The following is a 12,832-nucleotide window of genomic DNA, read 5'->3' as shown; positions in this document are numbered from 1 at the left end:
TGAGCCTGCCGGGTAAGCGTGCGGGCATCCTCCCGGCCCCTGCGCCGTTGCCCAAACGGCCCCTCTGGTCTCAGTTCTGGTCTCATTCGCTCCAGTCCACCAGCGTTCGCAACGCCGCCCCAGATCCGCAACACCCCAGGCCAGGGCACCAGCACATCGTCCCGAACGCCCAAACGGCGACTGGTGGGTGACGTGTCGTCGGCTCGAGCGCGTCGGCAACTCGCGCCGGCGACCGATTCTCATGACGAAGTCGTGGTCGCAGAGCCACCATGGCTCTGCGACCACGACTGACCGAGAGGCGCCCTACGTCCGATCCGCTCACCACAGGCGCTTGTCGAGCTTGGCGGCAGTGTCGCGCGGCAGAGGATCGGTGACGTGCCGATGGCGCTTGGCCATCGTGGTCGAGGAGCAGCCCACAGATCGGTTGGAGTCGGGCTGCGGCAGCCGGACCCATTGCCATGGGCCTCGTCACCGAGCTTGGGTTTTTGGGATGGCCTCCCCCGCATGGTCGGCAATCGGTGCCGGAATCGCGCGCATCCACAGCGTCAGGGCCGAACAAAAGGGAAGGCCGTAGCGGCCACGGATACGCCCTCGGGGGATCAGTAAGCCTTTTGGAGTTCTTCCACAGCGCCCGTTCCGTCGAAGACCGGTCACAGGGCATCGAGGACATGCGGGCGATCTTCGGCTGGGTTCCGATCGACGATCGCCCTACACGCGTGCCTGTCAGGTACAGGAAGCGCTGACCAAGTGGGGCAGCAGCGCAGCGCGGGGGGAAGGGCGACGCGGATACGCGCTGCGTCGATGAGCATGATCCGGCCCGCCCGGTGCTCGGTCCACGGGTCGCCCGGTAGCCGCGCCCCTACTCGTGTGCGGCCGGGAAGGAGTGCTCCAGGAAATCCCATAGATCGCGGACGGCTCGGACGACGGTTGCCTGGCGGTCCTGACCGGGCATGAGGTCCGTCGGGGGCACGTGGACCTTCAGGAAATCCTTGTTGCCGCTGGCCTGCTTCTTGTTCCAGGAGAGGATTCCCGCGTTGATCATGGCACTTCTGACGCTCCGCCAGTCGGGATGTTGGACCACTCGACGCACATCGGCGGTGCTGTCGTTTTCGGTGAAGAGGTTGGTCTTGGCGAACAGCCAGCTCAGGTCGTCCAACAGGCTCACGATCTCGGCCTTCACCGGACGCAACGGAATTGATGTCCGGGCTTCGGGGAGCCGACATTCGGACAGGATCTCGGAGACCTTCCGGGGGTCGTAGACCGTGCTTTCGCCGGATTCGGCGTAGAGCCGCAGTGCCCGGAAGTCGTTCACCGGGACACCCGAGACGTCGAGCACGGTGGTGACACTGTCCACACCGACGCGTTCGAAGCTCAGTCGCTCGCCTGCACATCCGAACAAGTGGAAGTCCCGCAGGTCGCTCCCCGTGAAGGAGCAGTCTCGAAGTCGGGAATCCCTGAGCGTGATACTGCTCATGTCGCAGTCCACGAACCCCAAAAAGCGCAGCTCCATGTTTTCGAAGGGGCTGCCATGGGCGCGCATGATCCCGGCCGCGACGGCGCCGGCATTCTGGCGCACCTGTTCCGTGCTCGCATCCTGGCGTTCGCCGGCGGTCATGAGCAGGGCCAGGTATTCCGTGGCCCGATTCTGCAGGCGGGCACCGGCCATGGTGGCGGCCTCCGCCGGAAGTTGGCTGCGGCGGAGGGCCTGACGCAGTGGAAGCGGATCTCCCTTTCGGGTCAAATCGACGATGGGTCCGGCGAGGAAGTACGAGTAGTAGACGTCGTGTTCAAACCTCACCGCCCCCTTGTCGGCGGCTTGGAGGAGCGCGGAGTACGGGCCTCGGTCGACCACGGCCAGTTGGGCTTCCGCGGGAAGTCCAGCCACGTCGAGCCAGACTTCGAGCACTTCCCGCAGGGATGTCCGGGACAGTTCGCGGGTGTCCTGGCGCCACATCTCCTCGGCGATCTCGGAGAAGACCTCGCGCAACTGATCTGCGGTCAGATAGTTGTGCCCGGGGCTGTCCCGGAGCTTCTCCTCCGCCTCTCGCTTCACATAGCTGTTGACCAACTGCTCCAGTAAATCGGTACCCGACGAGAGCGGGGATCCCATGAGCGAAAGGTCCGTCACCCGGGAGACGAAGAACGGCAGGCCCCGCAGATGACTCACCGATTCGCCGGCGAACGCGGTGGACACCTTCTCCTCGAGCTCGGCGATGCGCGCCGGTGAGAGCCCGCGCTCGGCCGCCCGCTTCTCGACATACGCGTTGAGTTGACCCGGCGTCCATGGCTGCAAACGCACCCGGTTCACGATCCAGCCATCGGAACGAAAACCGATGGCCGAGTTGACCCGACCGACGAACTCCTGCTCGTAGTACGCGCTCCGTGCGGCCGCAACGACGCAGCCGGAGGAATGCAGTTCGTCCAGGAAACTTGCCAGGGAACTGAAGGACTCGTCGTAGCTGCCCTGAATCCCCAGCAGTTCGTCGAATCCATCGACGACCAACACCAGGCACCCGACTCGTACCAGCGACGCCACCGCATCGAACGAGAACTGGGCGCGCAGTTTCCCCAGTTCACCCGAAATGGCGTCGTCGAGTTTGGCCAGACGACGACCCTGGGCATCGACGTAGAGCCACAACGCGTCAGCTTGGCCGCTTCGATAGTCGTTGGCCACGGCCTGGACGACATGCCGCAGCAGACTCGTCTTGCCGACCCCTGCCTGTGCGGTCAGAAAGATGACGTTGGTCCGGCCGTCCGCGTCCTTGGCGATCCGCCGCACGAGGTCACTGGCGAGAACTTCGCCCTGGGCCACCTCGAGGCTGTTGTCGAGCACGGCGTGCGGCGCGACGTAGGTTTCTTCGACCTTGATGAGGTTGCACATGTTGGCTGCCAACCTGCGCAGGTTGGCCATGTCGGTGGCGGCCAGGAACGACCGATAGCTGATGTCCCCACCAAGCTCGGTGCGGACGATCACGTCACGCAGATCCGTGGCATCCGCCAGACGAAATCGCGCGCTTCGCTCCTCCCCTCTGATCACCCACTCGGCCTTGATCCAGCCGGTTTCGGCGGCCTTTATATTGACCGGCATACCCGGATCGGCAAACCCGGCGAGATCCATTCTGAGCTGATCTTCGAGCGCCTTGCTTGTTTCGTTGCCGCGGGCAGGTGCGGTCATGGTGACTCCGCGATGGTCATGGGTGAGTCAGCTCCAGGAGGGGGCTGTCAGGAGATCGACATTCAATGCTGCAAAGTGTGCATCGTGAGGGGTGGATGATCTTTTCCGCAGCCAGACGATCGGCTTCCCCCAGCGGGTTGCCGCCGCTATCATCGCCGGCACGTAGTCATCATCGTTTGCAATGACCAGAATGCGATCGTAGTCTTCTTGCTCGGAATAGTAGTGCGCATCCTGTGCAAGCATTTGATCGACCATCTTCTGCCCTTTGTTTTTATATGTCCCGGTCAGCATGGAACCGGGACTGCAGGCAAGGCTGGTGGCAAGCCGCGGCAGGATCCGGACCCCCTTCTCCAACGAAAGCACGGTGTCGAGCAGGGAGCTTGTGATTCGATACTTCTCCATATATCCCCCGGCCCGATTCAGCCACCCGTCATAGATCCTGCATTCCACCTCGACCGCATTGCGTGGGAGCGTTCCCATTCCCGGCGAGAAGATTTCCCTGACCAATTCGGCAGCCAGTTCGAGACCGTCCTGAATAGTCGGTCGCGTGGTCGCCCGCGGATCGAGGTTGTGGAAGTCGATAAGGGCCACGTTCAAGCCGGTTCCCCGTTGACCCACGCCAGCCGTCTGCATGGCCGCATGATAGGGCAGCCCGGTCGTGCGCGGCAGGCATGAAATCCATTTCGGGGAAAATGCCCGACCGATCCGCAGCCGACTGCGGTGATGCGGCATACCGACATCCGATCGCAGCGGCCCAAGCCGGCGGGCCGTGCGGACGTTCGTCGCTCGTTGTCTTCTCGCCCGTCGGGTTGTGGCCGGAGGGGCGGGTGGTGGGGGCGTACTCGGTCGAGCGGTGGGGAGGTTGTTGGGCATGGGTGCAGGTCGTTGACGGTGGGGTGGGAGGGGCGTACTCGGATGCGATGGATTCCTGGCTCGCGGACGGCTCTGGCGACTGCGGCGGGGGTCGCGGGCGAGCCGCTGGTGGCCGCAGTCATTGCGGCTGCGGTGGATGTCATCGGGCCTGCGGCGGAGCGCACGGCCGCGGTGGGTGTGCCGCGGTCGCATCTGGAGGAGTTGGCGCGGGCCGGGGCCTGTGGGCTGCTCGACTACGAGCCGATCGGCGCCGGCGGCGTGACCGGGGCGCAGGTGGTTCGCGAGGTGCACGAGGTGTTGTCCGCCGTCGACCCTGCCACGTGGTTCGTCTTCGCCCAGCACTTCGCGCTGGAGAAGGGGCTCGTCGCGAGTGGGAACGTCGAGTTGCGCGAGCAATGGCTGCCGGCTCTCGTCAAGGGTGAACGGTTCGCGACGGCGGGCTTCGCCTATCTTCGGCATCCCACGCCGCCGGTGGTCGCGGAGGGCGTCGGGGACGGCTGGCGACTTCGTGGGCGCATTCCGTGGATGACCGGGTGGGGGCTCGCCGACGTGGCCTTCGTCGGTGCCGTGACCTCGGACGATCGGGCGTTGTTCGTCGTGCTCGACTGCGCCGCGGCCGACGGCCTGGTCGCGGACGAAGGGCAGGCGCTCTGGGCCATGCAGGCCACCCATACCGCCGCCGTGGAGCTGCGGGACGTGTTCGTCCCGGCGAGCGACGTGATCGCGCTGGGGCCCAGGTCGCGGTGGATCCGCGAGTACGACGACGAGAACGCGAACGCGCATCCGGCGGTGTTCGGGCATCTGCGCGCCGCGTGCGACCTGCTGGTGCGATCCGGGCCGAGGGCGGGCACCGAATACGAGGATCTCGGCCTTCGGATCGCCGAGGAGGCCGCCCGCCTGCGGGCCGAGGCATACTCCCTGCGCGATCGACTCCCCGACGGGGAGGGGCTCGCCGCCCGGATCGCGGTCCGGGCGGCGACTCTCGATCTGTGCGCGCGTGCCGGTACGGCCTGTGTGGTCGCGACGGGCGGCCGGGCCATGAGTCACGGCGACCCGGCGGGGCGCCTGGCTCGGGAGGCCCAGTTTCACCTGATCCAGGCACAGACTCCGCAACTGCGGGCCGAAATGGGCCGGTTGATGCTCAGGAGGTTGTGAGGCGGGCCGTGCGCGCCGCGTCGGTCAGGTTTCGGATGCTTCGGTGGGCGTGTGGGTGCTTCAGGAGGTGCGTGGCCAGGCGCAGGCAGCGCTGCTCGCAGCGGGCCCGGGCATCGTCGGATTCGATGGCCCGGAGTTCGGCGACGTGCGCCATCCCGATGATGCGGCGGATGATCTCCGCCCCGCAGAAGCCGACGGAGTCCGTGAAGATCCCCGCCAGGTGGCGCTCGCGCTCGCCCGCCAGGACGTCCGCGTCGTCGAACAACACACGCGGGTAGGCGTCTCCTTGCCGAGGTTGCTCCCACGCCGCCGCCCAACCCCGGGCGAAGCCCGTCCAGACGTCCTCGACGACCTGTAACAGCCGGGTCTGCCGGTCGGTGCGCTCGGGATCGGCGACCGTCGGGCCGTCCTGGGCGAAGTAGCCGATCAGCAGATGCGCCAGCAGCGTGCCCACGTCGAAGCCGATGGGTCCGTAGCAGGCGAACTCCTGGTCGAAGACCCGGGTGTCGTCCTCGGTGACCAGGATCGACCCGGTGTGCAGGTCGCCGTGCAAAAGCGCCTCGGTACAGGTGAGATAGCGCACCTTCAGCCGGGCGACGGCGACCTTGAGGTCCACGTCGTCGCGCAACCGTGCGACGGTGTCGTCGAGTTGGGGGCTGGTCCACCTGTTGCGGCCGTGTTCGTGGTAGATCTCGGTGAAGATCATGTCCTCCATGATCTGCGTCATCTCGTGGTTGCCGCTGAACAGGGCGACGAGGGGGCGTTTGTCGATCGCGGCGTGTGCCAGGTCGCTCGTGTGGAAGAGCGAGCCCACCAGGTATTGCGCGAGGTGGTCGGCCAGGTGCGGATAGCGGTTGCCGCGTCGCAGTCCGTCGCGCAACACGACGTGTGGGGACAGGTGTTCGGTGACCAGCAGGTTCATTCGGGAGTCGTGGTGCAGCACTTCCGGCAGTCTGGCCGGGACGTGTCGGCCGTGTTCGACCAGTGCGCGGTACTCGTAATAGGCCCGGCGTGGGGTCAGTGGCCAGGACTCGCCGCTCACCCGGACGTAGGGCATCGCCTGCTTGACGCACACGCGGCCGGCGGGGCCGTGTACCGCGAAGACGTAGTTGACGTTGCCGTCGCCGATCTCTCGGACCCGCCAGCCGGACGAGTGGCCGCCCAGACGCTCGGCCACGGTCGGGATGGCGCTCAGGTAGGGCGGCAACGTCTTTTCGTCGAGCAACTCGGACGGCACGAAGTCGTTCACGATCCTCCTCGGGAAGGCGGGCGGAGACCGGTCGGTCGTACGCGGGCACGGTCGTGCGCGGCGGCGGGGCGGGGCCGGGTCACCCGATGTCCCAGTCGACCGGGTCCGGACGCAGCCAGCCGGGTCGGGGCAGCCCGAAGTGCTCCCGAAGGATGCGCTCGGCGGATTCCAGGACGCCCTGGACCGAACCGGGCCGAGGCGTCCACGAGTCGTTGACCCAGAACACCGGCTCGCCGGGCAGCGGGCGGCGCATCGTGGGGATCACCCGATCGGGGTCGTAGCCCGCGCGCCACACGGGCCAGGCACCGCCGTAGGGGTCGACGGACCAGTCCCGCCACCGGGCCGCGTCCGGCGGCGGGGCGTCGGGAACGCCGTGGATCTCGCGCACCATCGCATGCGCACTCTCCACCAACAGGCGGCCGGGCACGTCCGGGTGGTCGGCGGCACCGGGACCGGACCGGACCCGGTCGCGGTGGCGCGGTCCGCCATCCGACTCGGTCCAGTAGCGGCAGGCCGAGCCGTCGGCGTAGACCGCGAGCAACGCCCCCGGCGCCCCCGGGTCGCCGTGATCGGGCGAATCCCAGTACCAGAGCTGGCGGTTCGGCAGATCCGTGGTGCTTCGCCCCAGGCTCAGCCCCAGCCGGCACCACCACGCGGTCGGATAGCGCAGAAACACCTTCACGGCCGGTACCTGGTACGTGCTGTCGAGCCCGCGCCGGAACGCATCGGTGTCGGGCGGAAACACCCCCGGCTCCAGCTTGCGCACGGCGGGCGTGGGAAGCGCGAAAACCACGCTCCGGGCGCGTACTTCGACCACGTGGGCGTTCGCCGCGTCGGAGCGCAGGAAGGTCAGCCGATAGCCGCCCTCTCCCGACGCCCGTTCCATCCGTACCAATCGGTGTCCCAGGAACGTCCGGCCCCCCGCCGCCGCGAACCGTCGATGCAGCGTGGCGGGCAGGGCCTGAAAGCCGCCCCGCAGCCGCAGACACGGCCCCGTCCGCACGGCCTGGAACAGGCCGTCCAATTGTCCGGCCGCGCTGCCCCCGCACTCCCGCCGGTCGTAACCGCCGGTGTCATGGGCCAACGCCGCCGCCTCGGGGGTCAGCACCGCGTCCACCAGGGTCGCCCACGGGACCTCGTGCAGTCCCAGACCACGCCAGTTGGCGGCCCGCCGAGCCCGTCGATAGCGCGCGTCGATCACCGCGACCCGCTCCGAACTCCCGGTCCCCATCGCCTGATCGCGGCTCTCGTGCCACGCCGTGAATCCCGGCACGGCCGCCTCGGCGACGATGCCCGCCAGGCCGTCGCCACCCAGACCGCGCTCCGACTGCGCCAACAGATAGGGCAGTTGCGTGCTGTCCGAGCAGATCTCCCGCCGGCGCAGTCGGGTACTGCGGACATAGTCGAGGTTCTCCGGCCGCCCGAACCAGAACGGTTCGACATCACCCTGCAGGTCCAACCCGGCGATCAGATCGACGACGTGGTGCTCACTCCGGTCGAACCGCATCGCGCCGAACTCGGCCACCGGTCCGGTCAGATCGGGCAACGGGGACGACCACAGACGACCGCCGACCCGATGCGAGGCTTCGAACAGGGCCACTCGCCCGCCGGCCGGACCGGGTTGGCCCCGATCGCAGCCCTCCTGCAACCGCCGGGCCAGATGGCAACCACCCACGCCCGCGCCCACCACCACCACGTCCCACACCCGGCACTCCCGCCGTCGGACAGCGTTGTGACGAACTCTTGTACTACCCGAAACTATCGCCCAAACTGAAGTCGACTGATCACCGAGCGTAGACATCGGGACGGGTCGAACCAGGCACGTTCCTTGGACCACACAGCTCCGGCGACGCGCCGACCCCGCACCGCGGGCGAACGACGGTCGGCCGGGGCCGTTTCTTGTCCACGACGAAAGGTGTCCGACGATGGCATTCCGGCGGGACGTACCCACTGCGGCGGTCGAGGGTTACGGTCACATGGAGCAGTATTTCCGCGATGTACGCGCCTTCTTCGAGGTGCTCGGCGTGCGGTTCTCCATCCCCGAGTACGGCGTCAGCCTCCGGCCCATCGGCGGTCAGGCGCTGTTCTCCAACGCCAACTCGTACCTGCTCTCCGACGACAGCTCGTACCCGTTCTACCTGTGGCAGCCCACCTGGCTCGGACGCTTCTACGTGGACCCCTCCACCGTTCCGAACGGCGTCGACGCCACCGACTGCCCGATGGGCGAGGCCCGGCTCCTGGCCTTCGTCTGGCCCTGGTTGGGCTTCAACGACGCCTACCTCGGCGACGCGGCGGAGCCCGAGTGTTGGTTCGGCGTCTGTGATCCCTGTCCGGCCGATCCGCAGGAACGGGCCTACGACACCGCGGAGAAGATCTTCCAGTACTTCCGTCTCGAACGGACTCGCGAAAACGAGTTCGACGGTTGGACCACGGGCGGCTTCCGCGGTGCCGCGATGGGCTGTGATCTGACGGGCCATTGGTACCTGCGCCGGGTGCCGCTCTCACAACTCACCAGCTACCACGAGATCGAGACGAACATCGTCGCCCCGCTGGGCACCAAGTTCCACGAGTTGAGCAAGACGGCCCCCAGGACCCGGCCGGCCGAGGCGACGCCGGTCGATCCCCGGCGGGCGCGCAACGGCGATGCCCCGGTGGGGGCCTATTCGACCTGAGCCGTCGCCCCCTTCGGGTGAGCGGTGTGGCGGGCGCACGCCGACGGGCCGGGCCTACGGGATGCGCCATTCATCGCACCGCACCGACCGCGCATCGCCCGGGAGTCGAATCACCCGGCGGCGGGCGGCGATTCAACCGCTCGGCTTGATGTTCTGGTTGGCGTGGAAGAGGTTTTCCGGGTCGTACCGGTGCTTGATGCCACCGAGTCGGTCGTAGTGCTCGCGGTAGGTGGCCTTCACCCGGTCCTGACTCTCGTCGGCGCCGATGAAGTTGACGTAGGCGCCGCCCATGGAGTGCGGGTGCAGATCCTGCCAGTAGTCCACGCACCACCGTCGGATCGTCTCGGCGTTGGCCGGGTCCGGGTCGACGCCGCCGATCACCCCGGACCACGTGGCGTCCCGGTAGCCCCACGCGCTGTCCGCCGCGTCGACCCGATGTGCGGCCCCGTCGACCGGGTAGAGGTGCATCGTGGACAGCGCGGTGGGCAGGTTCTCCCCGTACTTGGCGTGTACGTCGATCGCCTCGTCCGGGATCGCGTCGAAGAAGTCGCCGCGCCAGTACCACTGCAGACCGGCGGGGATCAGTTCGTCGAACATGGCCTGGAACACGGGGTACGGCATCGGCGCGGTGAAGTGGAACGCCGGCGGGGCCGGTTCGCGCACCGCCGCGACGGCGCCCTCGACAGCATCCGGATCCCCGGTCCAGCACCACACGACACCGCACATCTTGTGGCCGTGGATCTCCTCGGGGAACGGCGGACCCGGCGGGACCGCCAGCAGCGCGAAGAACCCGCTCAGATCCTCGGGCGCCTGCGGCAGGAATTCGCGGTACCAGCGCAACACGTCGCGGGTCTGCTCGACCGGCCACAGGGTGACCCCGACGACCACGTCCGCCACCGGATGCAGGCGGAAGCGGAACGAGGTGACGACACCGAAGTTGCCGCCACCGCCGCGCAGGGCCCAGAACAGGTCCGGGTGCTCGGACTCGCTGGTGGTGACGAAGCTGCCGTCGGCCATCACCACGTCCGCCGCGATCAGGCTGTCCACCGTCAGGCCGTACTTGCGGGTGAGGTGGCCGTGCCCGCCACCGAGGGTGAGGCCCCCGACGCCGGTGGTGGACATGATTCCGGCGGGTACGCCCAGGCCGAACGCGTGAGTGGCGTGGTCGAGGTCGGCGAGCAGGCTGCCGCCGCCGACCCGGGCCGTCCGGGCGACGGGGTCCACCCGTACCCAGCGCATCGGCGCCAGATCCAGGGTGACCGCGTCGTCGACCAGGCACAGGCCCGCGCCGCTGTGTCCGCCGCCGCGGACCGCGAGTTCGAGGTCGTGTTCGCGGACGAAGTCGACCGCGTCCATCACGTCCCCCGCGTCCGCACACCGCACGATGGCGGCGGGGCGTCGGTCGATCATCGCGTTGTAGATCCGACGAGCCGAGTCGTACGCGGGATCCTGCGGCACCGTGATCGGGCCGCGCAACGCGCCGCGCATGTCTTCGAGGATATTGCCGTCCATGACCATCTCCCTGACGGGACGCGGACCGCAAACCCGCCCGGCCTTCCCACCGGCCGATCCTCGGTAAGCAATCGTGCGCCAACACCCCGCCGCCGTGGCCCGCAGGGTCACCGCACGCCGCGAGGCTCACCATCCAGCCTCTCGCCGAGTACACCGGGGCGCAATTTCGCGCGGGCCGCGGTCCCGGACCGCCGGTCGCCCTACGTCCGACACCGGTTGCCGCACGTCGCCAGACTGCACCAGCGGCGGCGACCGCTCGGGTCGGCGAAGAGCCAGCCGCAGTGCTCGTCGGGGCAGCTCCGGATGGTGAAGCGGCGTGGGTCCGCGAGGAGTTCGGCGGCGCTGCGGGCGGTGGCGTACAGCGGTGCGCGCAGGCCGGCCTCATCGGACAGCCGCCACCGGCCCAGGCCGTCCTCGCCCCGGGCGAACACCGCCGAGCCGGCCGCCTCGCGGGCGACGGCGGCCACCGCGTCGAAGGCGCGCGCGTCGTGCGGGTCGGTCAGGCAGGCGTACAGGTCGCGGCGGAACACCCGCGCCCGCGCGAGCGCCTCGGCGGCCCGGTCGGGACGCTCGCGGGCCCGTCGGCGCAGTCCGCGCACCAGCCGGTCGTCCAGCAGGTCCAGGTGGCCCGCCCAGACCGCGAGGGTTTCGTACCGGCGCAGCCAGTCCGCGCCCGCCTGCCCGACGCGGCCCCAGCCGGCGTACGTGTTGCAGAACTCCAGCGCCGGGTGTCCACCGGTGTTCCACGGCAACCACTCCTCGCCGACCCGCACCGCGTAGACGGGCGCCGACGGCCGGTCCAGCCGGGGGTCGGCGCGCAGGACCCGATCGTGCAGCGTGGCCAGTTCCGGTCCCGGGTCGATGCCCAGCTCGGCCACCAACAGCTTGCGGGTGTGCCGGTACACCTCCAGCGCCTCGGCCCGACGCCCGGCGCGGTACAGCGCGGTCATCCGCGCCCCGACCAGCCGCTCCCGAGTCGCGAACTCGTCCACCACCGGCGCAAGATCGGCCAGCACCCGGTCGTGCAGTCCCATCGCCAACCGGGCCTCGGCCCGCTGTTCCAACGCGGCCAGTCGAAGCTCGGCGTACCGGCCGCCGAGCCGACCCCGCAGCGGATCGTCGATCACGTCGGCCAGCAGCGGACCGCGCCACAACGACAACGCACGGTCGAGCAGGCGCACCCGCTCGTCGGGATCCCCGGCCGCCGACGCCTGCTCGATCAGGTCGACGAACTCCCACGCGTCCACCGCGTGCCCGTCGGGGTCGATCGTGTAGCCGTCGTGCCGGGTGTGCACGAACAGCCCGTACGGTCCGAGCCGCGCGCGCAGCCGGGCGATGTAGGTGTGCACGGTGCCCCGCGCCCCGGCGGGCGGCGCGCCGTGCCACAGCAGGTCGATCAGCCGCGCGGTGCCCACCACCCGGCCCGCGCCCAGCAGCAGAACGGCCAGCAGGCACCGCTCCTGGCGCCGACTGCCGACCGCGACCTCGGCTCCCTCGTGGCACGCCTGGAAGGGCCCCAGCAACCGAAACTCCATGGCTGCCACCTTCCCGCACCGCGTGGTGAGAATGCGGTCAGCCGCCGGCGCGAAGCTGGACCCGGGCCTTCGCCGGCTGTCCGTCCGCCACCTCTCCCGGGAGCAACCATGCACCGAACTCTCCTCGCCGTACCGGTACTTGCCGCCACCCTCGTGGCCGCGGCACCCGCCTCCGCGGCGCCGGAGTCCTCCCCCGTCCCCGTGGCAGGCCGCTGGGAGCCCGCGCCGCCGACGCCACCGTTCGACTATCCGGCCGGTGCGCGCTGTGATTTCCCCGTGCACGCCGAAACCGTGCTGGACGAGGTGGTGCAACAGGTGCTCGAAAGCAATCCCGACGGCAGCCACAAGTGGGTCGCGTACAAGGGGCCGCTGATCGTGCGGGTCACCAACACCGCGACCGGTGCGAGCCTGGACGTGGACGCGGGCGGCAGCGCGGTGGTCCGGGCCCGCCCCGACGGTTCCCAATCGTGGTTCGTGCTGGGCCCCGTCCTGACCACGTTCCGGGAGAACGGCGGCACGCTGCCACGCGGTCTGTACCGACTCGACGGGGCCTACACCCTCGACATCGACGCGAACCGCGACAAGCAGCTGACCATGCTGCACGGCACCGCCGAGAACCTGTGCCCACGCCTCGACCGCGCCGCCGGGGCGTCGTGACGAA

At 69.0% G+C, this 12,832-nt stretch carries 9 protein-coding genes; 3 read left to right on the top strand and 6 right to left on the bottom strand.

Going from position 1 to position 12,832, the window contains the following annotated elements; translation table 11 throughout:
• Positions 1-859: 859 nt before the first annotated feature.
• Together ABZ374_RS28290 and ABZ374_RS28285 are read right to left on the bottom strand one after the other, a co-directional pair.
• Positions 860-3,175, bottom strand: a complete 2,316-nt coding sequence (locus ABZ374_RS28290) for an NACHT domain-containing protein (RefSeq protein WP_360315930.1) — start codon at positions 3,173-3,175, stop codon at positions 860-862.
• Between the two features lie 27 nt (positions 3,176-3,202).
• Positions 3,203-3,808: a hypothetical protein gene (locus ABZ374_RS28285; RefSeq protein ID WP_360315927.1), complete on the bottom strand. Its 606-nt coding sequence runs from the start codon at positions 3,806-3,808 to the stop codon at positions 3,203-3,205.
• A 282-nt stretch (positions 3,809-4,090) separates the two neighbouring features.
• Between ABZ374_RS28285 and ABZ374_RS28280 the strand changes: the two genes are divergently transcribed.
• A complete protein-coding gene (locus ABZ374_RS28280; RefSeq protein ID WP_360315925.1) occupies positions 4,091-5,203 on the top strand; it encodes an acyl-CoA dehydrogenase family protein in 1,113 nt (370 codons plus the stop codon).
• On the opposite strand, the gene mtnK is transcribed toward ABZ374_RS28280, so the two are convergent.
• Both mtnK and ABZ374_RS28270 read right to left on the bottom strand, forming a co-directional pair.
• Positions 5,190-6,452 carry an S-methyl-5-thioribose kinase gene (gene mtnK / locus ABZ374_RS28275; RefSeq protein ID WP_360315923.1) on the bottom strand — a complete coding sequence of 421 codons (1,263 nt, stop codon included), beginning with the start codon at positions 6,450-6,452 and terminating at the stop codon, positions 5,190-5,192. The two genes, ABZ374_RS28280 and mtnK, sit on opposite strands and share 14 nt — an antisense overlap.
• A gap of 79 nt (positions 6,453-6,531) precedes the next feature.
• Positions 6,532-8,157, bottom strand: coding sequence for an NAD(P)/FAD-dependent oxidoreductase (locus tag ABZ374_RS28270; RefSeq protein ID WP_360315920.1), 1,626 nt, complete (start codon positions 8,155-8,157; stop codon positions 6,532-6,534).
• Between the two features lie 220 nt (positions 8,158-8,377).
• On the opposite strand from ABZ374_RS28270, the gene ABZ374_RS28265 reads away from it, so the two are divergent.
• Entirely contained in the window at positions 8,378-9,124 is a 747-nt protein-coding gene (locus ABZ374_RS28265; protein WP_360315918.1) for a hypothetical protein, read from the top strand.
• A gap of 132 nt (positions 9,125-9,256) precedes the next feature.
• On the opposite strand, the gene ABZ374_RS28260 is transcribed toward ABZ374_RS28265, so the two are convergent.
• Positions 9,257-10,636, bottom strand: coding sequence for an FAD-binding oxidoreductase (locus ABZ374_RS28260; RefSeq protein ID WP_360315916.1), 1,380 nt, complete (start codon positions 10,634-10,636; stop codon positions 9,257-9,259).
• 200 nt (positions 10,637-10,836) lie between these two features.
• Positions 10,837-12,171: a BTAD domain-containing putative transcriptional regulator gene (locus ABZ374_RS28255; protein ID WP_360315914.1), complete on the bottom strand. Its 1,335-nt coding sequence runs from the start codon at positions 12,169-12,171 to the stop codon at positions 10,837-10,839.
• A 108-nt stretch (positions 12,172-12,279) separates the two neighbouring features.
• On the opposite strand from ABZ374_RS28255, the gene ABZ374_RS28250 reads away from it, so the two are divergent.
• Positions 12,280-12,828 (top strand): hypothetical protein, encoded by a 549-nt coding sequence (locus ABZ374_RS28250; RefSeq protein WP_360315912.1) that lies wholly within the window; start codon positions 12,280-12,282, stop codon positions 12,826-12,828.
• Positions 12,829-12,832 lie beyond the last annotated feature (4 nt).

Origin of the sequence: Embleya sp. NPDC005971, from assembly GCF_040629175.1 — a bacterium.
GTDB lineage: Bacteria > Actinomycetota > Actinomycetes > Streptomycetales > Streptomycetaceae > Embleya.
The sequence above is the reverse complement of the archived record's forward strand: the minus strand, read 5'-3'. Positions and strand labels throughout refer to the sequence as shown.

Excerpts from the sequence above, each read along its gene's own strand:
- ABZ374_RS28290 (WP_360315930.1), bottom strand. The coding sequence starts at position 3,175 with ATGACCGCACCTGCCCGCGGCAACGAAACAAGCAAGGCGCTCGAAGAT.
- ABZ374_RS28285 (WP_360315927.1), bottom strand. The coding sequence starts at position 3,808 with ATGCAGACGGCTGGCGTGGGTCAACGGGGAACCGGCTTGAACGTGGCC.
- ABZ374_RS28280 (WP_360315925.1), top strand. The coding sequence starts at position 4,091 with ATGCGATGGATTCCTGGCTCGCGGACGGCTCTGGCGACTGCGGCGGGG.
- ABZ374_RS28265 (WP_360315918.1), top strand. The coding sequence starts at position 8,378 with ATGGCATTCCGGCGGGACGTACCCACTGCGGCGGTCGAGGGTTACGGT.
- ABZ374_RS28260 (WP_360315916.1), bottom strand. The coding sequence starts at position 10,636 with ATGGACGGCAATATCCTCGAAGACATGCGCGGCGCGTTGCGCGGCCCG.
- ABZ374_RS28255 (WP_360315914.1), bottom strand. The coding sequence starts at position 12,171 with ATGGAGTTTCGGTTGCTGGGGCCCTTCCAGGCGTGCCACGAGGGAGCC.
- ABZ374_RS28250 (WP_360315912.1), top strand. The coding sequence starts at position 12,280 with ATGCACCGAACTCTCCTCGCCGTACCGGTACTTGCCGCCACCCTCGTG.